This window comes from Agromyces sp. C10 (genome assembly GCF_023217995.1).
In the GTDB taxonomy this organism is placed as follows: Bacteria; Actinomycetota; Actinomycetes; order Actinomycetales; family Microbacteriaceae; genus Agromyces; species Agromyces indicus.
On record NZ_JALPSX010000006.1, the window covers coordinates 206,074 to 230,227 of the forward strand.

Annotated in this window: 30 protein-coding genes and 1 tRNA gene; 7 read left to right on the top strand and 24 right to left on the bottom strand. The window is 73.1% G+C overall.

The window, feature by feature from the left end; genetic code table 11:
• The first annotated feature begins 9 nt into the window (after nt 1–9).
• Entirely contained in the window at nt 10–381 is a 372-nt protein-coding gene (locus M1L56_RS08935) for an RNA-binding S4 domain-containing protein (RefSeq protein ID WP_248598939.1), read from the top strand.
• A gap of 88 nt (nt 382–469) precedes the next feature.
• On the top strand, nt 470–763 hold the full coding sequence (locus M1L56_RS08940) for a GNAT family N-acetyltransferase (RefSeq protein ID WP_067945277.1): 294 nt from the start codon (nt 470–472) through the stop codon (nt 761–763).
• Between the two features lie 54 nt (nt 764–817).
• On the opposite strand, the gene M1L56_RS08945 is transcribed toward M1L56_RS08940, so the two are convergent.
• Nucleotides 818–1,672, bottom strand: coding sequence for a hypothetical protein (locus tag M1L56_RS08945; RefSeq protein WP_248598940.1), 855 nt, complete (start codon nt 1,670–1,672; stop codon nt 818–820).
• 197 nt (nt 1,673–1,869) lie between these two features.
• Here M1L56_RS08945 and M1L56_RS08950 point away from each other — a divergent pair, with 197 nt between their 5' ends.
• Nucleotides 1,870–2,277, top strand: coding sequence for a YchJ family protein (locus M1L56_RS08950; protein WP_248598941.1), 408 nt, complete (start codon nt 1,870–1,872; stop codon nt 2,275–2,277).
• Between the two features lie 171 nt (nt 2,278–2,448).
• Complete coding sequence (locus M1L56_RS08955) at nt 2,449–3,087, top strand: GTP pyrophosphokinase family protein (protein ID WP_369798123.1); 639 nt, start codon at nt 2,449–2,451, stop codon at nt 3,085–3,087.
• A gap of 32 nt (nt 3,088–3,119) precedes the next feature.
• Here M1L56_RS08955 and ligD read toward each other — a convergent pair whose 3' ends face one another.
• Nucleotides 3,120–4,151, bottom strand: a complete 1,032-nt coding sequence (gene ligD, locus M1L56_RS08960) for a non-homologous end-joining DNA ligase (protein WP_248598942.1) — start codon at nt 4,149–4,151, stop codon at nt 3,120–3,122.
• A 35-nt stretch (nt 4,152–4,186) separates the two neighbouring features.
• A complete protein-coding gene (locus M1L56_RS08965) occupies nt 4,187–4,465 on the bottom strand; it encodes a DUF2277 domain-containing protein (protein WP_067945269.1) in 279 nt (92 codons plus the stop codon).
• Between the two features lie 192 nt (nt 4,466–4,657).
• Between M1L56_RS08965 and M1L56_RS08970 the strand changes: the two genes are divergently transcribed.
• Nucleotides 4,658–4,900, top strand: coding sequence for a hypothetical protein (locus M1L56_RS08970; protein WP_067945267.1), 243 nt, complete (start codon nt 4,658–4,660; stop codon nt 4,898–4,900).
• Between the two features lie 9 nt (nt 4,901–4,909).
• Here the strand turns inward: M1L56_RS08970 and M1L56_RS08975 are convergent, their stop codons facing one another.
• From M1L56_RS08975 to M1L56_RS09030, 12 genes are all read right to left on the bottom strand, one after another.
• Nucleotides 4,910–5,980 (bottom strand): YihY/virulence factor BrkB family protein, encoded by a 1,071-nt coding sequence (locus tag M1L56_RS08975; RefSeq protein WP_248598943.1) that lies wholly within the window; start codon nt 5,978–5,980, stop codon nt 4,910–4,912.
• Between the two features lie 79 nt (nt 5,981–6,059).
• Nucleotides 6,060–7,184, bottom strand: coding sequence for an AI-2E family transporter (locus tag M1L56_RS08980; protein WP_248598944.1), 1,125 nt, complete (start codon nt 7,182–7,184; stop codon nt 6,060–6,062).
• Nucleotides 7,185–7,572: 388 nt separating this feature from the next.
• Entirely contained in the window at nt 7,573–8,484 is a 912-nt protein-coding gene (locus M1L56_RS08985) for a hypothetical protein (RefSeq protein ID WP_248598945.1), read from the bottom strand.
• Nucleotides 8,485–8,670: 186 nt separating this feature from the next.
• The gene (locus M1L56_RS08990; RefSeq protein WP_082846887.1) at nt 8,671–8,868 is read right to left on the bottom strand and encodes a hypothetical protein; all 198 of its coding nucleotides are present in this window, start codon (nt 8,866–8,868) and stop codon (nt 8,671–8,673) included.
• Nucleotides 8,869–9,001: 133 nt separating this feature from the next.
• Entirely contained in the window at nt 9,002–9,775 is a 774-nt protein-coding gene (locus tag M1L56_RS08995) for a glycosyltransferase family A protein (RefSeq protein ID WP_248598946.1), read from the bottom strand.
• Between the two features lie 64 nt (nt 9,776–9,839).
• On the bottom strand, nt 9,840–11,513 hold the full coding sequence (locus M1L56_RS09000; protein WP_248598947.1) for a SulP family inorganic anion transporter: 1,674 nt from the start codon (nt 11,511–11,513) through the stop codon (nt 9,840–9,842).
• Nucleotides 11,510–11,920, bottom strand: a complete 411-nt coding sequence (locus tag M1L56_RS09005) for a helix-turn-helix transcriptional regulator (protein WP_248598948.1) — start codon at nt 11,918–11,920, stop codon at nt 11,510–11,512. Before M1L56_RS09005 ends, M1L56_RS09000 begins: the two co-directional genes overlap by 4 nt.
• Nucleotides 11,921–12,031: 111 nt before the next feature.
• Nucleotides 12,032–12,613 (bottom strand): mismatch-specific DNA-glycosylase, encoded by a 582-nt coding sequence (locus tag M1L56_RS09010; protein WP_248598949.1) that lies wholly within the window; start codon nt 12,611–12,613, stop codon nt 12,032–12,034.
• Nucleotides 12,613–13,068 carry an NUDIX domain-containing protein gene (locus tag M1L56_RS09015; protein WP_248598950.1) on the bottom strand — a complete coding sequence of 152 codons (456 nt, stop codon included), beginning with the start codon at nt 13,066–13,068 and terminating at the stop codon, nt 12,613–12,615. Before M1L56_RS09015 ends, M1L56_RS09010 begins: the two co-directional genes overlap by 1 nt.
• A gap of 100 nt (nt 13,069–13,168) precedes the next feature.
• Nucleotides 13,169–13,242: transfer RNA gene (locus M1L56_RS09020), tRNA-Pro, on the bottom strand.
• Between the two features lie 112 nt (nt 13,243–13,354).
• Entirely contained in the window at nt 13,355–14,011 is a 657-nt protein-coding gene (locus M1L56_RS09025) for a hypothetical protein (RefSeq protein ID WP_248598951.1), read from the bottom strand.
• The gene (locus M1L56_RS09030) at nt 14,008–14,487 is read right to left on the bottom strand and encodes a MarR family winged helix-turn-helix transcriptional regulator (RefSeq protein WP_248598952.1); all 480 of its coding nucleotides are present in this window, start codon (nt 14,485–14,487) and stop codon (nt 14,008–14,010) included. The genes M1L56_RS09025 and M1L56_RS09030 overlap by 4 nt, the downstream gene beginning before the upstream one ends.
• A 75-nt stretch (nt 14,488–14,562) precedes the next feature.
• On the opposite strand from M1L56_RS09030, the gene M1L56_RS09035 reads away from it, so the two are divergent.
• Nucleotides 14,563–15,186, top strand: a complete 624-nt coding sequence (locus M1L56_RS09035) for a GNAT family N-acetyltransferase (protein ID WP_248598953.1) — start codon at nt 14,563–14,565, stop codon at nt 15,184–15,186.
• Nucleotides 15,187–15,205: 19 nt separating this feature from the next.
• Here the strand turns inward: M1L56_RS09035 and M1L56_RS09040 are convergent, their stop codons facing one another.
• On the bottom strand, nt 15,206–16,126 hold the full coding sequence (locus tag M1L56_RS09040) for a CHAD domain-containing protein (protein WP_248598954.1): 921 nt from the start codon (nt 16,124–16,126) through the stop codon (nt 15,206–15,208).
• 52 nt (nt 16,127–16,178) lie between these two features.
• Nucleotides 16,179–16,625: a nitroreductase/quinone reductase family protein gene (locus tag M1L56_RS09045; protein ID WP_067945247.1), complete on the bottom strand. Its 447-nt coding sequence runs from the start codon at nt 16,623–16,625 to the stop codon at nt 16,179–16,181.
• A 55-nt stretch (nt 16,626–16,680) separates the two neighbouring features.
• On the opposite strand from M1L56_RS09045, the gene M1L56_RS09050 reads away from it, so the two are divergent.
• The gene (locus M1L56_RS09050; RefSeq protein WP_248598955.1) at nt 16,681–17,487 is read left to right on the top strand and encodes a YqjF family protein; all 807 of its coding nucleotides are present in this window, start codon (nt 16,681–16,683) and stop codon (nt 17,485–17,487) included.
• Nucleotides 17,488–17,537: 50 nt separating this feature from the next.
• Here the strand turns inward: M1L56_RS09050 and der are convergent, their stop codons facing one another.
• From der to M1L56_RS09085, 7 genes are read right to left on the bottom strand one after another with little or no spacing between them, the layout of a single operon-like run.
• The gene (der, locus tag M1L56_RS09055) at nt 17,538–19,046 is read right to left on the bottom strand and encodes a ribosome biogenesis GTPase Der (protein ID WP_067945243.1); all 1,509 of its coding nucleotides are present in this window, start codon (nt 19,044–19,046) and stop codon (nt 17,538–17,540) included.
• A gap of 52 nt (nt 19,047–19,098) precedes the next feature.
• Nucleotides 19,099–19,806 (bottom strand): (d)CMP kinase, encoded by a 708-nt coding sequence (gene cmk, locus M1L56_RS09060; RefSeq protein WP_248598956.1) that lies wholly within the window; start codon nt 19,804–19,806, stop codon nt 19,099–19,101.
• A 3-nt stretch (nt 19,807–19,809) separates the two neighbouring features.
• A complete protein-coding gene (locus M1L56_RS09065; protein WP_248598957.1) occupies nt 19,810–20,892 on the bottom strand; it encodes a prephenate dehydrogenase in 1,083 nt (360 codons plus the stop codon).
• 1 nt (nt 20,893) lies between these two features.
• Nucleotides 20,894–21,682 (bottom strand): pseudouridine synthase, encoded by a 789-nt coding sequence (locus tag M1L56_RS09070; RefSeq protein WP_248598958.1) that lies wholly within the window; start codon nt 21,680–21,682, stop codon nt 20,894–20,896.
• Nucleotides 21,669–22,364 carry an SMC-Scp complex subunit ScpB gene (locus M1L56_RS09075; RefSeq protein ID WP_248598959.1) on the bottom strand — a complete coding sequence of 232 codons (696 nt, stop codon included), beginning with the start codon at nt 22,362–22,364 and terminating at the stop codon, nt 21,669–21,671. Before M1L56_RS09075 ends, M1L56_RS09070 begins: the two co-directional genes overlap by 14 nt.
• Entirely contained in the window at nt 22,354–23,193 is an 840-nt protein-coding gene (locus M1L56_RS09080) for a ScpA family protein (protein ID WP_067945468.1), read from the bottom strand. Before M1L56_RS09080 ends, M1L56_RS09075 begins: the two co-directional genes overlap by 11 nt.
• A 40-nt stretch (nt 23,194–23,233) precedes the next feature.
• Nucleotides 23,234–24,121, bottom strand: coding sequence for a ParA family protein (locus M1L56_RS09085; RefSeq protein ID WP_067945234.1), 888 nt, complete (start codon nt 24,119–24,121; stop codon nt 23,234–23,236).
• Between the last annotated feature and the right edge of the window lie 33 nt (nt 24,122–24,154).

A 24,154-nucleotide genomic window follows, 5' to 3' on the forward strand; every position in this document is an offset into this window, starting at 1 on the left:
GCTGGGACGATGGCAGAGCTCGAGTCGGCGCGCGTGGACGCGTGGCTGTGGGCCGTTCGCGTCTGCAAGACGCGCTCGGCCGCAACGGCCGCATGCCGCGCCGGCCACGTGCGCGTGAACGGCGATCGCGCCAAGGCGGCACTTCCCGTCCGCCCCGGCGACGAGGTCAGGGTCCGACTCCACGGCTTCGACCGCATCCTCATCGTGCGGCGGCCGATCGTGAAGCGCGTCTCCGCCGAGGTCGCCGCGACGGCCGTCGAGGATCGCACGCCGCCGCCCCCACCGCGCGAGGCGGTCCCGACCGTGCCGGTCCGCGACCGCGGGAGCGGCAGACCGACCAAGCGGGAGCGGCGCGACCTCGATCGGCTCCGCGGCCGCTGACGCCGTGAGGTCAGCCGTCGTGCTCGACGTGGGGCCACGCCGTCGCGGCCTCGGCGGGCAGCGTGCGGCTGCGTCGTAGCCTGAGACGGTGACGAAGGACTTCGCCCACGAACCGGACCTGCGGCGCTACGTCGTGCGCGTCGACGGCGTCATCGCGAGCGTGCTCGACTACCGCGAGCTCGGCGACGCCGTCGCGTTCGTCCGGACGTTCACCAACCCGCCCTACCGCGGCGCCGGACTCGCCGCCGAGCTCACGCGGTTCGCCGTCGACGACGTGGAGCAGGGCACGGGCCGGCGGATCGTGCCGAGCTGCTGGTACGTCGAGCAGTGGTTCGACCGGCATCCGGAGCGCCGGCACCTGCTCGACCCGCGGACGGCATGAGGCGGCCGCGCGAGGACTCCCCCGCGCGGCCGCCTCGGCTCGGTGCTGCGCCGATCAGTACCAGTTGACCGACTGCGAGTGGCCCCAGGCCGCGCACGGCGAGCCGTAGCTCGCGGCGATGTACTGCAGGCCCCACTTGATCTGGGTGGCCGCGTTGGTGCGCCAGTCCGCGCCGGCGGTGGCGAGCTTGTCGGCCGGCCACGCCTGGACGATGCCGTACGCGCCGCTCGAGGGGTTCACGGCCTGGTAGTTCCAGCCCGACTCCTTGGTCCAGAGCGAGTCGAGGCACTGGAATTGGTCCTCGCCCCACCCGTACTGCGAGGACATGATCTCGCGTGCCGACTGCTTCGCGCCCTCGGGGGTGTTGGCGCGCGCGAGCGCCGCCGCGGCGGCGGCCTGCTCGGCGGCCGCGCGGTCCTTCGCCTCCGCGGCCTTCATCGCCTCGGCGATGCGGACCTTGGTCTCGGCGGTGAGCTCGCGCACCTCGTCGAGCGGCAGGGTCTCGTAGTCGCCGAGGGAGGCGACGGACGCCTCGAGCCCACCGGCGTCGACCTTGCCCTCGACCTCGGCGAGCGTGTCCTCGGCGAGCGCGAGGGTGTCCTGGGCCTGGGCGTGGGTCTTCGCCTCGGCGATGCCGGCGTACGCGCCGAGCTGGAGGGCGTCGCGCGATGCGGCGTCGGTGATGGCCGCGGTGGCCTGGACGCGCTCCTGGGCGGCGAGCGCGGACTGCATCGTGAAGCCCGTGCCGGCGACGAGGCCGGCGGTGAGGACGGCGCCGCCGGCGATGAGCCGGCGTCGTCCGACCCGGCGGCGGCGGGCGGCCCGGCGGGTGGCGGCGGGGGTGGCGAACGGGGTGGTCTGCCGGGTGTCGGTGTGCTGGTTCTCGGTCTGCTGGATCTCGTTGCGCATAGTCTGGGGGGCGCTCGGATCACTCAGGTCGGGGGCCCTCCGAGCGGGGGCATGGGATCGCCCGGGCCGTCACGGTCCCGGGCGCACAAGTCCCCCACCCTTCCCTATGAATCTGGATGAAACCTCGGTTTCGGCTGGGCATCCCATGACCGGAGGCGCGCGCGCTTGGTGCCCGACTGGTGCGGCACACTGGTGTGATGCCTCCGCAGACCCCCGTCGACCGGCCCGCCGCGTCGTCGCCGTGCCCGTGCCGGAGCGGCGCCGCGTACGGCGAGTGCTGCGGGCCGTACCTCTCCGGCAGGGCCGCGGCTCCGACGGCCGTGCAGCTCATGCGATCGCGGTACACCGCGTTCGCCGTGGGCGACGCGGCGTACCTGCTCGCCACGTGGGATCCGTCGACGCGCCCTCGCACGCTCGAGCTCGACCCGCAGATCACGTGGCGATCGCTCGAGATCGTCCGCTCGGAGCGGGGCGGTCCCCTCGACCGCGACGGCCTGGTCGAGTTCGTGGCCCGCTACGTCGTCGACGGCGAGCGCGGCGCGCAGTCGGAGGTGAGCCGGTTCGTGCGCGAGGACCGGTGGCGGTACGTCGACGCGGTGGGGTGACCCGTCGCTGCGAACGGGCACCTGATCCATAGGGAACCCGAAGCTCGGCGCCCTACCGTGGCATCCGTGACCCCGCTCGACGGAACCCCGCGCACCCATCGCACCGGCCCCATGCTGACGCCCCGGGCGCAACGGTCGCTCGATGCGCTGGACGGTCGCACGCTCGACGAGATGCGAGCACTGCGGGACGAGACCGAGCGGTTCATGCAGCGGTACAAGTTCGGCATGGACGAGGTGATCACGAAGCTGTCGATCCTGCGGGAGGAGTTCAGCCAGGCGCACGCGTACAACCCCATCGAGCACATCTCGAGCCGGTTGAAGTCGGTCGACAGCGTGGTGGAGAAGATGCGCCGCAAGGGCGTGGAGCCGACGTTCGACGGGATCCGCGAGACGATCACCGACATCGCCGGCGTGCGCGTGACGTGCAGCTTCGTCTCGGATGCGTACCGGCTCGCGGAGCTGCTGACGGCGCAGGCGGACGTGCGCGTGCTCCAGGTGAAGGACTACATCGCGCAGCCGAAGGAGAACGGCTACCAGAGCCTGCACCTCATCGTCGAGGTGCCCGTGTTCCTCTCGACCGGTGAGCACGCCGTCGCCGTCGAGGTGCAGATCCGGACGATCGCGATGGACTTCTGGGCGAGCCTCGAGCACAAGATCTACTACAAGTACGACCGACGCGTGCCGGGGGACCTGCTCGAGCAGTTGACGGATGCCGCGCGGACGGCCGCCGAACTCGACGCGCGCATGGAGCGGCTGCATCGCTCGGTGCACGGGGTGCCGCACACGAGGACCGCGCCGACGCACGTGTGACCTGGGCCGCGGTGCGCCGCGGGCCGGCGGCGTCAGTCGTCGGCGTCGTCGCGGCGGGCGCGGCTCGGCTGGACCCGCGTGGGCTCCCCCGGCATCTTGGGGAAGTCGGGCGGGAACGGCAGCTCGGGCAGTCCGTCGTCGAGGTCGCGCTGCCACCACTCGAGGAGGGTGTCGATGCGCCCGGGGACCGCGTGCATCTCGGCCCACGGGTCGCCCCGCTCCGCCAGGCGGGCGGGGACGGTGCGGATGGTGTGCTCGGCCGGGTCCGTCGACTCGAGCTCGTCCCAGTCGAGCGGGCACGACACGGTCGCGTCGGGCAGCGGCCTCGGGCTGTAGGCGCCCGCCATCGTGCGGTCGCGGTTGGCCTGGTTGAAGTCGAGGAAGATGCGTTCGCCGCGCTCCTCCTTCCACCACGCGGTCGTGACCGCGTCGGGCATGCGGCGCTCGAGTTCGCGGGCGAGTGCGATGACGGCGTGGCGGACGTCGAGGAACTCGTGCTCGGGCTCGATGGGCGCGAAGACGTGGATGCCGCGGTTCCCGGAGGTCTTCACGTACCCGGTGAGTCCGACCTCGGAGAGGAGGTCGCGCATCGCGAGGGCCGCCGGCACCGCCTGGGCGAACCCCGTGCCGGGCTGGGGATCCAGGTCGACCCGCAGCTGGTCGGGCAGGTCGGTCGCCTCGGCACGCGACGCCCACGGGTGGAAGACGACGGTGTTCATCTGGGCGGCCCACACCGCTCCGGCCGGTTCATCGATCACGAGCTGCGGGTGGCGGCGCCCGCTGGGGTAGGCGACGGTGACGTCGCGCATCCACTCCGGAACGCCGCGGGGCGGGTTCTTGGAGAAGAAGCGTTCGCCGTCGACGCCCTCGGGGAAGCGTTCGAGCGAGACCGGCCGGCCGCCGTTCGCGGCGACGAAGGCCGCGCCGACGGCGACGAGGTACTCGGCCAGCTCGAGCTTCGTGATGCCCGGACCGGGCCACAGCACGCGCGAGGGACTGGAGATCCGCACGGCGCGCTCGCCGTCGGGTCCGGGGATGTGCAGGGTCACCGCGTCGCCGGCCATGGATCGACGCTACCCCTCGCCGCCGACGCGACGCCTCAGGCGCTCGCCGTGGCGTACCGCTTGGCGGCGCGCGCCCTCGCCTTGGCCGCCTCGACCTCGCGGTCCTTCGGCGGCGCCGAGGTGACGAGATGATCGAGGAGGTGCTGGGTGGCGTGCGCGATCGCGTCGACGGCCTCGTCGAACGCGGCCTGGTTCGCCTTCGACGGGCGGGTGGCTCCGCTGACCTTGCGGACGTACTGCAACGCGGCGGCCCGGACCTCGTCGTCGGTCGCCGCCGGCTCGAAGTTGTGGAGGGGGTGGATGTTCCTGCACATGCGGGGAGCCTAACCCCGCGCTCCCGGGGCGTCGAGGGGCGGCCGGCGTCGACGTCGGCGCGATCCGCCTGCCCGGGCACTACTCGCGCCGAGCCGACGCGTCAACAGGGTGGACGCCGGGCCCGTGGATGCCTAGCGTGTGCCTTGACCGCCGCGCCGAGCGGGACCACGGTCGCGACGAACGGAGTGAGCATGGCCGACATCCGATCCGATGAGCCGTTCGAGGGCGAGTACACCGACTCCGAGCTGCCCGCCGATGCGGTCCTCCCGAAGGACGCCGACGCCGGCGTGAACGACGGCGACTGGAACGCCGACGGAGACGCGGTGGTCGTGGACGACGCCGCCGCGGACGCCGTCGTCATCGAGGAGGAGGGCGAGTACACCGACTCGGACTTCGACGCCGACCGACGCCGCGACGGGATCGCCGGGCCCTGACCTCGACCCTCAGGAACGCCGCTGCCGGGCGTGCACGCCGGGATCGTGCACGCCCGGCAGTGCGTCGCGGGCCGCCGCCACCTCGGCCGCGGCATCCGCTGCGCGTCGTTCGGCGCGCTTGAGGCGTCGCAGTGCGGCCGACGTGGCCCCGTAGCGCGACGCCACGCGATCGGTCTCGTCGTCCACGCCGGTGACGATGTAGGCGCTCGCGAGGAGCACGACCTGGCTGGAGAGGTTCAGCCAGATGAGCAGCGCGATGATCGATCCGAACGAGGCGACCAGCGGGTTATTCGTGGCACCGCCGACGAAGAGGCCCGAGAGCACCTGCAGCACGGTCAGCCCGGCGCCGCCGATGAGCGCGCCGGCCCACAGCGTCCGGGCTCCCGGCCGCAGGCCGGACAGCACCCGGAACAGCCCGGCGATCACCACCGTGTCGATGACGAAGGTCACGAGGATCGTGAGCGTGCGCGAGCCGGTGTCGAGCAGGGCGTCGCCGACGGGCAGGCCGAGCCAGTCGAGCGCGACGCCGAGGGCGCCCGTGCCGACGACCGTGATCAACGCGGCGAACGCCAGCAGCACGCCGAACCCGATGGCGATGGCCAGGTTGCGCAGGATCGTCCAGAGGAAGAACCGCTCGGGCTCCGGGCGGCCCGTGAGCGCGCGGAGCGCCACGTCGAGGGAGGAGATCGCGCCGATCGCGGCGCCGAGCAGACCGAGCAGCGCGAGCGCACCGGTGATGCTCAGGGTGAGCGGCTGCACGATGTCGTCGGGGTCGATGACGCCGCCCTCCCCCACGAGTCCCGGGATGACGGTGCCGACCGTCTCGACGAGGGCCTCGATCGCGTCGCGGTTGCCCGCCAGCCAGATGCCGGCGACCGCGAACCCGAGGTACACGCCCGCGAACACCGAGAAGAGCGTGCGGTAGGTCACCGAGTCCGCCAGCGCCGGTCCGTGCGCCTCCTGGTAGCGCAGGAACGCGCGGACGGGCTTGGTGCTCATCGCCCACTCGACCATCCGGGTCAGTCGGGCGCGGATGCCGCCGCGGGCGGGCTCGAGGGCGGGTTCGGTGCGCTCGCTCATCCCGACAGGCTATCGACGGCTCCGGGATCCGGACGCCGACCCGTCGGGGCGGGCGGGGATCCGCCGGGGCGGACCGGGGTCACCGGCTGCGGCGACGACCGGCGCGCGCGGCACGTTCGGCGCGGCCCTCCGCACGGGCCTCGGCGGACATCTCGGAGGCGAGCTCCTTGGTCTCGTGCACGTCACCGGTGGCCGGCCGCCACCACCGGGTGCCGGGGTCGGCGTCGATGAGCACCGCGCGGGCGAGCAGGGTGAGCGGCACGGCCAGGATCGCCCCGACCGGGCCGAGCACGAGCGCCCAGAACAGCACCGACACGAACGTGATCGTCTCGCTCAGTCGGACGGCGCCGCCGACCACCTTCGGCTGGATGATCGATTGCACGACCGCGTTGACCAGGCCGTAGACGACGATGACGGCGACGGCCGTCGGCCAGCCCCCGGCGAGGAACCCGAACACGATCGGCGGGATGATCGCGATGAAGTAGCCGATGTTCGGGATGAAGCTGCAGATGAACGACAGGAGCCCCCAGAGCAGCGCCCCGGGGACCTGGAGGATGACGAGGGCCAGCCAGTTGACGAGCCCCTGGACGACGCCGAGCCCGGTCGTGACCACCATGTAGCGGCGCACGTTGCGGGTGAATCCGGCCAGTGCCTCCACGAGGTCGGGCCGTCGCGGCTCGAGCTGGCGCAGGATGGCCGGGCCGTAGGTCGCGTCCACCGCCATGAGGATCAGCAGGGTGAGGACGAAGACGAGCGAGAACACGACGCCGGTCACGCCGCCGAGCAGGCCCGTGGCGATCTCGATCGCCCGTGACGGCTCGAGTCCGGCGACGATGGTCTCGGCCTGCGCGGCGCCGAATCCGATCGACTCGAGCGCGTCGGCGACGGCCGCGACGCCCGCCTCGATCTGGTCCGCGTATTGCGGCAGCAGTGCGGTGAACTGGGCGAGCGCGACGAACAGCGCTGCGAAGAACCCGGTCAGGAGCGCGAACACCGCGACGATCGCACTGCCCGTCGCCAGGCCGCGGGGCACGCCCCGCCGCTCGAGGCGGCGGCGGATCGGGTGCACGCAGATGGTCAGGACGAGCGCGAGCACCACGGGCGCCACCACGCTCCGGGCCGCGGCGAGTCCGAACACGACCACGACGGCGGCGGCGAGGCCGAGCAGGATGACGGTGGCGCGCGGCAGCGGCGCCCGCGGCACCGAGGCAGCGGACGCGGCGTCCGGGACGAGCGGCTCCCCTCGTCGGTCGGCGGGATCCCCCCGCCGAGCCCACCGGTCCCGGAGCATGCGTCCCCCGATCATCACTGCCGGAGCGGCCGGCGACGCCGACCCCATGCGCGGACGCTAGCATCGCCCGGTGCGGACCGGCGGGACTTCGGTCCCCGTCGACCGGCGCGTCGGGGATCGGCGCGATCGCCGTGCGGAGGCCATCCGTCACGGGCGGCGGCGCGGGCGCAGAGACCCGCGCAGAGCAAACGAGCACCGCCCGCTCGCCGCGTCGGACGCGGACGAGCGGGCGGTGCTCGAACGGGGGCTCAGCCGGTGGCCGCCGACCTTCGAAGGTCCGGGCCGAACCGGGTGGCGGGGATCAGTACCAGCCGACCGACACCGAGTGCGACCAGGCGCCGCAGGGGGTGCCGTAGCGGCCGGAGATGTAGCCCAGGCCCCACTTGATCTGCGTGGCGGCACTGGTCTGCCAGTCGGCACCGGCCGTCGCCATCTTGTCGCCGGGGAGGGCCTGCGGGATGCCGTACGCGCCGCTGGAGGGGTTCGTGGCGTAGACGTTCCAGCCCGACTCCTTGTTCCAGAGGTCGACGAGGCAGCCGAACTGGTCGTCGCCCCAGCCGTACATGGACGACATGAGGTCGCGGGCGATCGCCTGCGCACCGCTCGGGTTCGCCGGGCCGGACGGGTAGGACGGCGTGCTCGGCTCCGCCTGCGCCTCGGCGGCGGCCTTCTCAGCCGCAGCCTTCTCAGCGGCGGCCTTCTCGGCCGCGGCCTTCTCGGCGGCGGCCTTGTCGAACGCGGCGATCTCGGCCTTGACCTGGTCGGCGTGCGCGGTGGCGACGTCGACGAGCTCGAACACGCGCTCCGGAGCGAGGTAGGTGTAGTGCTCGAGCGTCGCGACCGTGGACGCGAGCTCGGCAGCATCGGCCTTGCCCTCGGCGGCGGCGAGCGTGTCGCCGGCGACGGTGAGGGTGTCCTCCGCGTACTTCACGGCCTGGGCCTGGAGGATGCCGCCGTGGGCGTCGAGCTGCTCGATGCCGCGGTTGTGGGCCTCGGCGAGCGCCGCGGTCTCCGCGATGCGGGCGTGCTCGTCGGCGACGGCGCCCTGCAGGGCGAAGCCGGAACCGACGAGCGCGCCGACGGCCACGACCGCGCCGGAGGCGAGCAGCGTCCGGCGGTTGCGACGCGTGCGTCGGACGCGGGTTCGCGTCGTCGCGAGGTCTTCGGGAGTGGGGTGCTGGGGGGCGTTGGGGGAAGTCGTCTCGTTGCGCATAGATGTCACGTGTCGGCGCGCGCGTGCTGTGCCGGCGCGCCGAGGTTCCTGTCGTCTCGGTGCAGTGAAGGGGGGTCGCCGTGGCGAAGCGGCCAGTCTGCACGGACTTCCTCCACGAGTCGTGCCCGTTTCCTGTGAAAGTCGTCAAAGGTATCGACATTTCCTCATGGACACGTGGGATCCGGTTCATCTTCCGGCGTGCGAGAAGTCCGGGTATCCCTGCCACTCCCCCGGGCCGTGCGAGCGCACGAAGGCCGTGTGCACCCGTTCGCAGGCGCTGCGGAGCGTGGCCGACCAACCGAGCAGTCGGCCCTCGAACTCGGCCCGGTAGCGGATGTCGCCGTCGAGGCGGACGATGGTGACGCGACCGTACTCGCGGCCCATCGTGTCGACCAGGCGCCATCGGCCGGGTTCGGGCTCGTCGGCGGCGAGGATCGGATGCCAGGTGACCAGTGCTGCTCCCTCCAGAGCGCCCCGGCCGGCGTGCCTCCCATGGTACGCCGCCGCTCCGGCGACGTCAGCGCGAGGGGCGGACGATGGGGCGCCGCGGGCGGGTGCGCGGGCGCACGGCGCGGCGGTACCACCGATACCAGGGGAACTCGGCCGGCCAGTGGGACACGATCGAGTGCATGCCGCGCCGCAGTCGCAGCATCCGGTCGCCCGAGAGGGCTCGCATCGAGACGCCCATCGTGAGCCGGTGGTCGTAGCGGATGCGGCGCCGCGGGCCGAGGTGCACCGACAGGTCCATGTCGTCGTGCATGAGCGGGTCGTGGCGGTGCACCCGGTCGCGCACCTCCAGCCATGCGGATCGCCGAGCGGCGAAGTTCGAGCCGAAGAGCGGCACGTGTCCGAGGGCGGGCGTGACCGCGGCGAAGTAGCTGCCGAGGTAGGCCAGCGCGAGTGGACGGCGCCACCGGACGGGCCCGTCGATGAACGTCGCGGGACCCGTGATGGCGGTGAGCTCGGGGTCGTCGGCGAACGTCGAGGAGATGTGCGCGATCCAGCCGGGCGGCGGCACGGAGTCGGCGTCGAGCCGTGCGACGATCTCGCATCGCGCCTCATCGAACCCGCGGGCCGACGCGGCCGGGATCCCGGCCTCGGGCTCGGTGACGACCCGCGCCCCGGCTGCCCTGGCGACGTCGGCGGAGTCGTCGGTCGACCCGTTGTCCACGACGACGATCTCGTCCGGGCGGACCTGCTGATCGGCGAGTGCGGCGAGGCACCGCCGGAGCACGTCGGCATCGTCCTTGACGGGGATGACGACCGAGACGGTGGGCGCAGGGGCGGGCATGCCTCCATCGTGCCCGAGCTCCGGATGCCGCGGCAGGGGCTTGCCGAACGCCCCGCGGAGACGCTCAGCCGTGCGCCTCCGCGGCGCGCCGGGCGTGGCTGCGGGCGTGCTCGACGGCGGCGGCGAGGTCGTCGAAGAGGTGGTTGCGGTGCCGGAGGGAGGCGATCACGCCCACTCGGGTGGCGAGCTCGAGGTGGCGGCCCTGGATGCCCTTCACCAGCACGGTGACCCCGCGCCGCTCGAGCGCGTGGATGAGCTCGGTGATCACCTGGGCGCCCGTGGCGTCGAGCAGTTGGAGTTGCGACATCCGGATGATGACCACGTCGACGTCGCGCAGCGCGCCGACCCGCTGCAGCATCCGCTCGGCCGCGCCGAAGAACAGCGCACCCTCGAGGCGGAACAGCGCGATGCGCTCGTCGCCGGCCTCCGCGGGAGCCGGCAGCTCTTCGCGGTGCACGCCGCTCGATCGGGCGAGTGTGCGCAGGGCGAGGAACGCGGCGATGGCGATGCCCACGAGGACCGCGGTGATCAGGTCGACGCTCACGGTCACGATCGCGGTGCCGGCGAAGACCATCGCGTCGGCCCGCGTGGCTCCCATGACGGTGCGGACGGTCGCCAACGAGATCATGCGGGTGGCGGTGACCATGAGCACGCCCGCGAGCGCAGCGAGCGGGATGGCGGCGACGACGGCGGCGCCGATCGCGACGATCCCGGCGAGCAGCACGGCATGGAGGACCGCGGCGAGGCGCGTCCGCCCACCCGAGCGGACGTTCACCGCGGTGCGCGCGATCGCGCCCGTCGCGGGCATGCCGCCGAACAGCGCGGACGCGACCGAGGCGAGCCCCTGGCCGACGAGCTCGCGGTCGGCGTCGTACGGACCGGTGTCGGAGATGGTCGCCGCGACCCGCGCCGAGAGGAGCGACTCGATGGCGGCGAGCGCCGCGACGGTCGCGGCGGGCAGCAGCAGCGCGCCGAGCGTCTCGAGGTCGATGGCCGGCACCACCGGCGCGGGCAGCCCGGAGGGCAGTTCGCCGATCGTGGCGACGGGCGCGGCGGCGAGCGTGGTCATGACGGTCGCGACGACGATCGCGATGATCGAGCCGGGTACGAGCGGGTGGATGCGCGGGGCGGCGAGCATGACCGCGGCGACGACCGCGACGACGGCGAGGGCCCACGCGGCATCCGGCCATGACGTGCGCGTCACCGCGTCGACGGCGCCGACGATGGCGTTGACGCCCTCGGTCGCGGGCACGCCGAGCGCGGAGGGCACCTGCTGCAGGAAGATGATGACGGCGATGCCGAGGGTGAAGCCCTCGATGACCGGCCAGGGGATGAACGTGACGGCCCGGCCGAGCCGGAGGATGCCGGCGGCGAGCACCATGAGCCCGGCCAGCACGCCGACGATCGCGAGCGCGCCGAGTCCGTGCGCGGCGATGATGGGCGCGAGCACGACCACCATCGCTCCGGTCGGACCGGACACCTGCACGTTCGATCCGCCGAACACGGCCGCGACGACGCCCGCGACGATGGCGGTGACCAGGCCGCTCGCCGCCCCGGCGCCCGAACTCACGCCGAAGGCGAGGGCGAGCGGCAGCGCGACGATGCCGACCGTGATCCCCGCCACGAGGTCGCCCTTCCAGGTGCGACGCACGTCGCGGTAGTCGGTGGCGGCGGGCAGCAGCGAGCGGATGGCGCGTGCGGCGCGCTGCGCGGACGCGGGCGCGGGCGCGGCGGTCATGCGCCGGTCCGGGTCGCTGCGGCATCCGTCGTCGCGTCGGCCGTTTCGGGCGGAGCGAGGTCGGGCAGCGCGGACTGCTCGAGGAGCTGCCGTTCGGTGGTCTGCAGCACCTCGGCGAGCAGCGCCCGCGCGACGCGCAGCAGGTCGGCGACCTGCGGGTACGCGAGCCGATAGCGCACCTGGTTGCCGCGGCGCTCGGCGGTGACGAGCCCGTAGTTGCGGAGGACGGCGAGGTGCTGCGAGAGGTGCGAGGCCTCGAGTCCGGTCGCCTCGAGCAGGTCGGAGACGGGCGTCTCGCCGGCGGATGACGCGAGCACCTCGAGCACGCGCACCCGGAGCGGGTGCGCGAGGCCCTTGAAGAGGTTGGCCTTGACCTCGTACAGCGGGCGACTGGCGTCCGAGAACATGCACTCCCCTAATGGATTGACGGATTCATCAATCCATTATGCGCTCCTGCTCTCCCGTGTCGTCCGCAGGACCTTCGTCACGCCGCCCGGACGGCCCGGTCGACGGCGCGCTCAGCGCACCGGAGGGTGCAGCTCGATCCCCGCAGCGCGCGCCGGTTGGGCGTACGCCACCGCGAGATCGGCGACCGTCGCGTGCGCGTTGAGCCCGCTCGGGTTGGGCACCACCCAGAGCTCGGCGTCGGCGAGCCGTTCCTCCTGCCGCCCCGCCCTGGCCTTCGGCCGGCCGAAGCCCTGCCGATAGGCGGTGAGGCCGACGATCGCGACGACGAGCGGATGCCACGCGGCGACGTCGGCGGCGAGCCTCGCCGCCCCGGCGCGCAGCTCGGCGCGGTCGAGTTCGTCGGCCCGGGCGGTGGCCCGGTGCACGAGGTTGGAGATGCCGATGCCGGCGTCGAGGAACATCCGCCGGTCCTCCTCGGTGAATCCATCGGCGAAGCGCGGCATCCGCGGGATGATGCCCGCCGCGACGAGGGCGGGGTAGAACCGGTTGCCGGGGTGGGCGAAGTGGGTGCCGGTGGCGGCGGTCCAGAGGCCGGGGTTGATGCCGACGAACACGAGTCTGGGTCGCTCGGGCATGAGGTCGTCGACGCTCCGGCCCCGGAACGACTCGAGCTCGGCGCGCGTGAACCCCATCAGTGCCGGTCCCCGTCGTGCGACGCGGTCGCCGGGGCGTCGGCCGCCACCGGAGCGTCGATCGAGATGATGCCCGCGGATCGCAGCAGCTCGAGCAGGTCGGTGGTGAGCGGCATCCCCGGCAGGTCGCCGGACGGGACCCAGCGCGCATCGTCGGCGTCGTCGCCGTGGTCGAGCGTCCCGCCGAGGACGGCTGCGGCGAAGCCGTGGACCTCGTACTCGATGCCGGTCCCGGCGGGGACGCGGATCGTCCAGAGTTCCCGGCCCACCAGGACGCGCAGCCCGGTCTCCTCGAGCGCTTCGCGCGCCGCCGCCGCCTCGAGCGTCTCCCCCGGTTCGACGCGGCCGCCGGGCACGGACCACCGTCCGCGCTGCGGCTCGTGCGCCCGCCGGACGAGGAGCACGCGACCGTCGGCATCGGTGATGACCGCGCCGACCGCGAGCACCGTGTCCATGTCCTTCACCGTACGGCCTCGGGCGCCGTGCCGGGCGGCGCGGGAGGGACGACGAAGGCCCGGAACCTCGCGTGATCCGCGTGGTTCCGGGCCTCTCCGGTCGGGCTGACAGGATTTGAACCTGCGACCCCTTGACCCCCAGTCAAGTGCGCTACCAAGCTGCGCCACAGCCCGATGTCCTCCGCGTTCCCGCAGAAGACAACTCGACCATCATAGCGGCATCGGAGGGGGTGCTCGTGCACACGCGGACCGCCGCGGCATCCGGTCGGCGGTGGCCGCGGCCCGCTCAGATGTGCCGGCGCACGGCAGCCATGAACCCGCCCGGGTCGTCGACCCAGATGCGCACCTCGTCGACCGCCTGCCGGCCGCCCTTGGGCGCGGTGCCGGGCAGGGCGACGATCGTCGGCCGCTCGAGCTCGATGGTGATCACGGTCCGGTCCTGCATCCGGAGCGACAGGATGCGGGTGCCGTCCGCCTCGGTCACCCGCGGTGACTTGGGTTCGTCGGTGCGTCGGTCGAGCGCGACGGACGCGATGTCGTCCCAGGTCAGCGGCAGGTCGATCTCGAGGCCTTCGCGCACCCGGATCCCGTCGGGTCCGACGGTGTGCGGGCGCATCAGGTAGGCCGCGAGGAGGCCGATCATCCAGGTGAGCCCCCAGATACCGAGGATCAGGAAGGAGATGCGCACGACGGGCCACCGGTGCACGATCAGGTCGATGATCGGGATCTCGACCGCCGAGAGCACGATGAACACCATGAGGATCGTGAACACCGGGGCATGGTAGGCGAATCCGGTGGCTCCGGGCGCGACGGCGGGACGGCGGGCGACGAGTCGACCGATGCTCGCGTAGATGCGGAGCTCGAGCTTCAGCGCGCGCAGCGCGAAGACGCCGAACCGACGAGCGGCGGACGGCCGGGCGGCCCGCTGGACGTCGGCGCTCATGGAACCGGCTCGATCGACGGGGCCGCGGTGCGGCCGGCCCCCGAGGCGGCGACGAGTCCCCGGAGCCGTTCGGCGACCGCATCGATGCCGCGGAGGAACGCATCTCGGTCGGCCGCCGGCACGGCGTGGAGGAGGGTTGCCGACAGCTCCTGGTGGTCGCGCTGCATCTCGCGCATGAGTTCCTCGGCCGGCGGGGTGAGCGTCACGAGCGTCGCCCGGCGGTCGGTCGGGTGCGGCGAGCGTTCCACGTAGCCGGCCTGCTCGAGCGCGTCGACGAGGCCGGTGATGTTGCGGGCGCTCACCTCGAGGCGGGTCGCGAGGGCCTGCTGCGTCGAGGGTCCGGCATGCACGAGGTCCCAGAGGACGCGGGTGCGGGCCGTGGTCAGCGACGTGCCGGAGAACTCGCGGGCGAGATCGCGCTGGAAGAGTTCGCTGATCTCGAGCAGCCGGTCGAGCACGGTGGGGTCGGGGGTCATATCGTGATGTTACTTCATCATTACCCTCATTCACTACGGTAGGCGGATGTCGCCGCATGGCGATACGGTCACCCCATGGAGCGACCCGACCACGACCACGCGCCCCCGGCGACGAGCCTGCGCATCGTCCCCGCCGCCACGGTCCCCTTCGCCGACGTCGAGGCGGTGTTCGGCACGCGCGGGGACCCGGCCGGCTGCTGGTGCCAGTGGTACAAGGTGCGCGGTGCCGACTGGCGGGAGGCGACGCCGGCCGAGCTCCGCGAGCGGCTCGCCGCGCAACTGGCCGAGCCCGGGCCGGGTCCCGGCCTCCTGGCGTATGACGGTGCGACCCCCGTGGGTTGGTGCGCGGTCGAACCACGCCCGGCACTCGTCCGCCTGCAGTACAGCCCCGTCGGCTCCGCCACCACCGAACCGGACTTCGCGGACGCCGGGATCTGGTCGGTCTCCTGCTTCGTCATCCCGCGACGCTTCCGCCGGAAGGGCGTCGCGACCGCCCTCGCCGCTGCGGCTGTCGAGACCGCCCGCGAGCACGGCGCACGGATCGTCGAGGCCTACGCCGTCGACCCGGCCGAACGCCGCAAGCCGCCCGCCGCCGAGCTGTTCCCGGGCACCGTCTCGATGTTCGAGGCGGCGGGCTTCACCGAGGTCGCGAGGCCCAAGCCGCACCGGGTCGTGATGCAGCGGCGCCTCGCCGACTGAGCGGTCGGAGCCCGACCCGCTACCCGTGCTTCGCGTGCCACCTCCGTGCCGCATCGAGCAGGTCGTCGACCGCATCGGGCAGGCGCCCCAGATGGCGGTCGGCGCGAGCGTCGGCGTCGTCGGCGAGCCGCTGGAGCGCGTCGCCCGATCGACCCGCGTGCGCCTCATGCGCGGCCGCACGCCGAAGGTGCTCCGCGAAGAGCAGCTCGTCGCGGTGATCGCCGAGCACGTCGTGGATCTCGTCGCCCGCCTCGGCCAGCGCCACGGCCCGCTCGCCGAACAGCTCGACGGGCGGCTGCGTCACCGCCTCCGCGGCGTAGCGCAGCCGCCGAGCGGCCTTCCGCAGGTCGTGCAGGTCCTCGGCTCCCGCGTCATCCGGCAGCCGACGGGCCCGCTTCGCCGCGCGACGGGCCTCGCGGTCGAGCAGCCGGGCGAGCTCGCGGTGCGCGGGCCGCCCCGCCCGCTCGACGAGGGGCGGGTCGCGCAGCACGCGATCCAGTTCCTCCAGCCTGGCGACGGCCCGCGGCAACCGCTGCCGCTCGGCGAACCGCGCGTGCGCACGATCGTGGGCGGCGGTCTCCTCGTCGATCAGGATGCTGCGCATGCGGACCCGTTCGTCGGGAGTCGCGAAGCGCCCCGCCTCGTCGGCGTCCGCGAGCGCGGCCTCGGCCACCTGGACGCGCACCTCGAGGTCGCGCACGGTGCCGAGCTCGTGGCCGAGCTCGCGGAGCCGGCGCCGCAGCCCGGTCACCACGCCGGCGTCGAGCACCGGCCCGTAGGCGGCGAGCAGACTGCGCAGGCGACGCACGCTCGTGCGCATCTGGTGCAGCGCGTCCGGCTCGTCCGCGAGCGCGAGGGGCCGGTACTCCTCGAGGCGGTCACGCACGTCGACGAGCGCACGCAGCACGATCGTCCCCGCGTCCTCGTCGCGCTCCCCCATCCGCCCATGCTCGGGGTCAGCGCTCGTCCCGTCAACCGTCGGGCGGGGTCGTTCACTGCACGGGTTCGCAGATCACCACCGGGATCTCGCGACGGGTACGACGCTGGTAGTGCTCGTAGCCGGGATAGGCGGCGGTGATCCGCGGCCAGAGCTCCGCCTTCTCCGCGGGCGTCGCCGTGCGCGCCCGCATGGGCCGGCTCCCCTCACGGAAGTCGACGACCACGTCGGGATGGTCGACGAGGTTCAGGTACCAGGCCGGATGCCGGTCGTCTCCACCCCTCGACGCGACCAGGACCACCCGGTCCGGCTCGGCGATCGGCGCCGACAGGATCGTGGTCCGCGGCCGCCCCGTGCGGCGTCCGACCGTGTGGAGTTCGACGGTGACGAGTCGTCCGATGCGCCATCCGAGGCGGCCCCCGGTGACCCGGATGACCCAGCGGTGCACGCCTGCGAGCACCGCGAGCCCTCGGTCGCCGAGCACGCCGCCGGATGATGCCATGCCCTGAGCCTACGCAGGCGCGCCCCCTCGCGCCCGGACGGGCGGTCGCGGCAGGATGGACTGCGTGGACGGACTGCCGCGCACCGCACCCCCGCTGCCGGGACGCGTGGTCGTCGAGCAGCACTGGCGCGACCTGCTGTTCCTGCACTGGCGGGTGGAGCCGTCTCGCGTGCAGCGGTTCCTTCCGAAGGGCACGCGACCCGACATCGTCGACGGCGCCACCTGGGTCGGGCTCATCCCGTTCGTGCTCGCCGACACCCGGTTCCCGCCCCTGCCCCCGCTGCACCGCCTCGGCACGTTCGTCGAGGTGAACGTGCGGCTGTACGCGCGCGACGCGTCGGGTCGACACGGGGTCGTGTTCCGCACGCTCGAGGCCGGGCGCCTGCTGCCCGTGATCGCCGCGCGGGTCGGCTTCGGCCTGCCGTACCACTGGGCACGCGCCGGCGTCACGAGGCGAGCGGATGCCGCGGGCTTCGAGCTCGACTTCCGGAGCCGCCGTCACGGCCCCGGCGGGCCGGCCACCCGAATCCGTGCGCGCCTGGGCGAACCGCTCCCGGAGCACGCGCCCGATGCGGCGGTCGCCCATTTCCTCACCGACCGGTGGGGGTACCACGAGCGGCACCTCGGCCGCACGATGTGGGCGCGGAACACGCATGCGCCGTGGCCGCTCCAGCGTGCGGAACTCCTCCAGCTCGACGACGAACTCCTCGCAGCGAGCGGCTTCCCGGACCTGGCCGATCGACTGCCCGACTCGGTCCTGGCCTCGACGGGCGTGCGCACGGCGTTCAGCCGCCCGCGCGCGATCCGGACGCGCGCGTGGGCGCTCCCGGCGCTCGGAGCGCATCGCCCCGCGCCGGCCTGACCACGCGGGCGGACCCTCGGCGCTGCGGCATCCGCTCGCCGGCAGGCCGCTTAGCGCTGGCGCTTCTCGCGCACGCGCATGTTCGTGACGATGGGCGTGCCGACGAAGCCGTAGATCTCGCGCAGGCGGCGCTGGATGAACCGGCGGTACCCCGGGTCGAGGAAGCCGGTCGTGAACAGCACGAACGTCGGCGGGCGCGTGGAGGCCTGCGTGCCGAACAGGATGCGGGGCTGCTTGCCGCCGCGCACCGGGTGCGGGTGCTCCTGCGTGAGCTCGGTGAGGAACGCGTTGAACTTGCCCGTCGGGATGCGCGTGTCCCACGACTCGAGCGCCGTCTCGAGGGCGGGCACGAGCTTCTCGAGGTGGCGTCCCGTCTTCGCCGAGATGTTCACCCGCGGCGCCCACGCCACGTGGTGCAGATCCTGCTCGATCTCGCGCTCGAGGTACCGGCGGCGGTCGTCGTCGAGGAGGTCCCACTTGTTGTAGGCGAGCACGAGCGCACGGCCCGACTCGAGCACGAGGTCGATGATGCGCACGTCCTGCTCGGAGATCGGCTGCGAGACATCGAGCAGCACCACGGCGACCTCGGCCTTCTCGAGTGCCGCCTGCGTGCGCAGCGATGCGTAGAAGTCGGCGCCCTGCTGCAGGTGCACCCGGCGGCGGATGCCGGCGGTGTCGACGAAGCGCCAGACCTTGCCGCCGAGCTCGATCTGCTCGTCGACCGGGTCCCGCGTCGTGCCCGCGAGCTCGTTCACGACCACGCGCTCCTCGCGCGCGGCCTTGTTGAGCAGGCTCGACTTGCCGACGTTCGGCCGGCCGAGGATCGCCACGCGGCGGGGACCGCCGAACTCCTCCTTCGCCACGGCCGAGACCTGCGGGAGGACCGTGAAGACCTCCTCGAGCAGGTCGGCGACGCCGCGGCCGTGCAGGGCCGACACGGGGTACGGCTCGCCGAGGCCGAGGTTCCAGAGCGCGGCGGCCTCGGGCTCCTGCCGGGCGTCGTCGACCTTGTTGGCGACCAGGAACACGGGCTTCTTGGTCTTCCGGAGCAGCCGGACCACGTGCTCGTCGGTCGCGGTCGCGCCGACGGTGGCGTCCACGACGAACAGCACCACGTCGGAGAGGTCGATCGCGACCTCGGCCTGGGCGGCCACGGACGCGTCGATGCCCTTGGCGTCCGGCTCCCATCCGCCGGTGTCGACGAGCGTGAACCGGCGGTCGAGCCACTCGCCCTTGTAGGAGACGCGGTCGCGGGTGACGCCGGGAGTGTCCTCGACGACCGCCTCACGGCGGCCGAGGATGCGGTTCACGAGCGCGGACTTGCCGACGTTCGGGCGGCCCACGATCGCGATGACCGGCAGCGCCGGCAGGAACCGGATGCCCTCCTCGCCCTCGTCGGACAGCTCGAGGAGGTCGAGATCCTCCTCGTCGAGGTCGTACTCCTCGAGGCCCGAGCGGAGCGCGGCCGCGCGCTGCTCGGCGAGTTCCTCGTCGACGCCGGCGAGGCGCTCGGCGAGATCGTCGTCGGGGGCGTCGAACTCGTCGTCGCGGTCGGTCATGTCAGCTCCTGGAAGGTTTCGGGGGTCGCGCGCGAGCGCACAACCTGTCTATTCAACCAGTACGAACCTGAGCATCGCGGATGACGGCGAGCACCGCCTCCACGGTCGCGTCGAAGTCGAGGTCGGTGGAGTCCACCGTGGTGACGCCCTCCGCGGCGTTCATGAAGTCGACGACCTTCGAGTCAGCGGCATCCCGGGCGCGCAACTGGGCGCCGGTCGCGGCGGCCGAGTGGCCGACGAGCTCGGCCGAACGGCGCGCCATGCGCACCGCCTCGGAAGCGGTGAGCAGGATCCGGACCGGGGCGTCGGGGGCGACGACGGTGGTGATGTCGCGTCCCTCGACGACGATGCCCGGCCGCTCCTCGGCGGCCATGATCGCCCGGAACACCTCGATGAGGTGCGTTCGCACCTCGGGCACGCGCGCGACCGCGCTCACGATCGCCGAGATGCCCGGCTCGCGGATCGCCTCGGTCACGTCCGTGTCGCCGACGTGCACGGCGTACCCGTGCGGGTCGGTGCCGATGCGGTAGTCGAACGAGTCGAGGCACGAGACGACGGATGCCGCGTCATCCGTGTCGACGCCCGACGCGCTCGCGTGCCAGGCGAGCGCCCGGTAGGCCGCACCGGTGTCGAGGAACCCCCAGCCGAGCCGGCGCGCGACCTCCTTCGAGACGCTGGACTTGCCGCTGCCGGCGGGGCCGTCGATGGCGACGACGACGGGGTATTCGACGGGATGGGTGGACTGGGGTGGGTGGGGCACGTTCTATCCTGCGATCCGCCAGCCGCGTGCGGCCAGCTCGGTGGTGAGTCGGTCGGCTGCTTCGGGCACGACCGCGATCTCCGCGAGGCCGACCTGGCGGCCGGGCGAGTGCTCGAGGCGGAGGTCTTCGAGGTTCACGCCGATCTCGCCGACCTCGGCGAGCAGCCGGGCGAGCTGGCCCGGCCGGTCGTCGACCATGACGATGACGGTCGTGAAGCGCTTGTCGGTGCCGTGCTTGCCGGGCAGGCGCTCGACACCCGTGTTGCCGCCCGTGAGCTCCTCGGCGACGCGGCGGCGGGCGCCGGGTGCGGCCGGGTCGGCGAGCGCCTCGATGAACCGGTCGAGGTCGTCGCGGTAGGCCAGCAGGATGTCGCGGACGGACCCGGCGTTGGCGCCGAGGATCTGCACCCACAGGTCGGGGTCGCTCGCCGCGATGCGGGTCACGTCGCGCACGCCCTGTCCGGCGAGCCCGAGCGCGGCGTTCGGCGCGTCGATGAACCGCCGCGCCATGATCGTCGCGACGACCTGCGGCACGTGGGAGATGAGCGCGACGCCGCGGTCGTGCTCCTCCGGGGTCATCTCGACGAGCGTCGCACCGAGGTCGAGGATGAGGTCGTCGATGGCGCTCGCGCGCTGGTAGCTGATCTCGTCGTGCGCGGCGACGACCCAGGGTCGTCCGGCGAAGAGGTCGGCGCGGGCGGCGAGGGGCCCACCGCGCTCGCGACCGGCGAGGGGGTGCGAGCCGATGTAGCGGGCGACGTCGGCGCCGGTCGACTCGAGCTCGGCGAGGATGCCGGCCTTGACGCTCGCGACATCCGTCACGATCGCGTCGGGGAACGCGGCGAGCTCGTCGGCCACGACGCGGGCCGTGACGTCGGGCGGGACGGCCACGACGACGAGCTGCGGGGCATCGCCGGGCAGGGCCGGACGCCCCGCGCCGAGGTCGACGGCGAGCGCCACGTGCGTCGGCGACACGTCGGCGAGGATCACGTCGATGCCGCGGCCCCGGAGTCCCAGTGCGATGCTCGTGCCGAGCAGGCCGGTGCCGACGATGCGGACCGGCCCGACCAGTCGTGACTCGACCACCTCAGCCGTTCCCCTTCCGCTGCTCGTCCGCGGCCCGCGCGATCGTGAGCAGCGCGCCGAGTTCGACTCTAGTCAACTCGCGCAGGGCGCCCGACTTGAGGGTGCCGAGGTGCAGCGGCCCGAACTGGCGGCGCACGAGCTCGACGACGGGGTGTCCGACGGCGTCGAGCATACGGCGCACGATGCGGTTGCGTCCGGAGTGGAGGGTCACCTCGACCATGGTGTGGGCGGCTCCGGCCTGCGTCTGGAGGATCTTCGCCCGGTCGGCGCGGATGGGGCCGTCCTCGAGGTCGATGCCGCGCTTCAGCTGCTGCAACGTCTGCGGCGTCATCCGGCCCTTCACCTTGGCGATGTAGGTCTTCTCGACGCCGAACGACGGGTGCGCGAGCACGTGGGCGAGCTCGCCGTCGTTGGTGAGGAGCAGCAGCCCGCTGGTGTCGCCGTCGAGCCGGCCGACGTTGAACACGCGCACGTCGAGCGCGTCGGTGAACCTGCGGAGGTCGGGCCGGCCCTGCTCGTCGCGCATCGACGAGACGACGCCGCGCGGCTTGTTCAGCATGAAGTAGCGCTTCTCCTGGTCGAGCTGCACCGCCGTGCCGTCGACCGCGACCTTGTCGGCGACCGGGTCGATCCGCGACCCGAGTTCGGTCACGACGCGGCCGTTGACCTCCACGCGACCCTCGACGATCAGCTGCTCGGCCACGCGCCGGCTCGCGACGCCCGCCGCAGCGAGCGCCTTCTGGAGCCGCACCCCCTCGGGGGCGCCGCCGGGCTGGTCAGGCGTGGTCACGTTCGAATCCCTCCTGGCCGCCGTCGAGCAGCGGCGAGATCGGCGGCAGCTCGTCGAGCGACGAGACGCCGAGGTTCGTCAGCAGTACGTCGGTCGTGCCGTACAGGATGGCGCCGGTCTCCTCGTCCGTGTCGACCTCGGTGATGAGGCCGCGGCCGAGCAGCGTGCGCACCACGGAGTCGACGTTGACCGCGCGGATGGACGCGATGGACGACCGGGAGATCGGCTGCTTGTAGGCGATCACCGCGAGCGTCTCGAGCGCGGCCTGCGACAACCGGGTCGAGGTCTGGGCGGTGACGACGTCGGTGATGAGGCGGTCGTACTCGGCGCGCGCGTAGAAGCGCCACCCGCCGCCGACCTCGCGCAGTTCGAAGGCACGACGGATGCCGCCGGCCGGGGCCGACTCCCCCGCGTCGGTGCGAGGCTCGCCCGAGGGGGCTCCCCCGTCGTAGTCGGCGCGCAGCCGCGCGATCGCCGCACGGACCTCGGCGAGCGGACGCTGGACCGCCGCGGCGAGGTGCACGAGCGACTGCGGTTCGTCGGCGATGAACAGGATGGCCTCGAGGGCGCGGTCGAGGTCGAGCCGGGGCTGGCCGGGCACGTCGAGCGGGGTCGACACCGACACCTCCGGTCCCTCGCCGACCGCGGCGCTCTCCCTCGCGTCGGAGGTCTCAGTCGTCATAGTCGGCTCCCAGGCTCTCGAGTCGGTCGTCGGACCAGCCGTCCCCGGCCGCCCACCGCAGCGTCAGTTCGCCGAGCGGTTCGAGCTGCTCGAACCCGATGGCGGCGTTGCGGTAGAGCTCGAGCACGGCGAGGAACCGCGCGACGACGATGCCGGGGCGGTCGACGCCGGCGATCAGCTGCCGGAACGTGACGGGGTCGCCGCGCCGCAGCACGGCGACGACGTGGGCGGCCTGCTCGCGGATGGACACGAGCGGCGCGTGCAGGTGGTCGAGCCCCACGACGGGGATCTCGCGCGGCGTCAGCGCGAGCATCGCGAGCGCAGCGAAGTCGTCGGCGCCGAGGGTCCAGCGCAGTTCGGGCTCGCGCTGGCGGAACCGCTCCTCGAGCCGCACCGTGCGGGCGTGCCGCAACGACTCCGCCTCGATCCGCCCGCCGAACCAGCGCGCGGCCTCCTTGAACGCGCGGTACTGCAGCAGGCGGGCGAAGAGCAGGTCGCGCGCTTCGAGCAGGGCCACGTCCTCGGCATCGACGAGCTCGCCCTGCGGCAGGAGCCCGGCGACCTTCAGGTCGAGCAGCGTCGCCGCGACGACGAGGAACTCGCTCGCGCGGTCGAGGTCCTCGTTCGTCTCGATGCCGCGCAGGTAGGCGATGAACTCGTCGGTCACGGCCGAGAGCGAGACCTCGGTGATATCGAGCTCGTGCTTGGCGATGAGCGAGAGCAGCAGGTCGAACGGGCCCTCGAAGTTCGACAGGGCCACGCGGAATCCGGCATCGGGCGCGGACTCGGCGGCGCCGTCGACGGGCGCGGGCGCCGCGGCATCCGTCATCGCGGCGCCCGCCGCGCCGTCGATCGCCGCCGCGCTCGGCTCAGGCGACCGCGCCACGGTCGACCAGCTCCCGGGCGAGCTGCCGGTACGCGCGCGAGGCCGGGTGCTCGGGCGCGAACTCGGTGATCGGCGTCGCCGCGACGGTCGCGTCGGGGAACTTCACCGTGCGCGTGATGACGGTCTCGAGCACCTGGTCGCCGAACGCCTCGACCACGCGCTCGAGCACCTCGCGCGAGTGCAGCGTGCGGGCGTCGTACATGGTCGCGAGGATGCCGTCGAGCGTGATCGCCGGGTTGAGGCGGTCGCGCACCTTGTCGATGGTCTCGATGAGCAGCGCGACGCCGCGCAGCGCGAAGTACTCGCACTCGAGCGGGATGATCACGCCGTGGCTCGCGGTGAGCGCGTTCACCGTGAGCAGGCCGAGCGACGGCTGGCAGTCGATGAGGATGACGTCGTAGTCGCCCGACACCTTGCGGAGCACGCTCGCGAGGATCTGCTCGCGGGCCACCTCGGTCACGAGGTGCACCTCGGCGGCCGACAGGTCGATGTTCGCCGGGATCACGTCGAGCCCGTCGACGCGGGTCGCCTGGATCGCGTCGCGCGGCTGGACGTTGCGCGAGAGCAGCAGGTCGTAGATCGTCGGCACGTCGTGCGTCTGCACGCCGAGGCCCGCCGAGAGCGCGCCCTGCGGGTCGAAGTCGATCGCGAGCACGCGACGGCCGTAGTCGGCGAGCGCGGCCCCGAGGTTGATGGTCGTCGTGGTCTTGCCGACGCCGCCCTTCTGGTTGCAGAGCGCGATGATGCGCGCGGGGCCGTGCGAGGCCAGGTGCGGCGGTTCGGCGAACTGGCGGAGGGGCCGACCGGTGGGACCGAGATCCGACTCCAGCGTGGCGGTGCCGTCCGCCGGGTCGTAGGTCTCCTTGGTCACGGTGCGGTTCTCTCTCCCGTTGTCGGCTGCGAT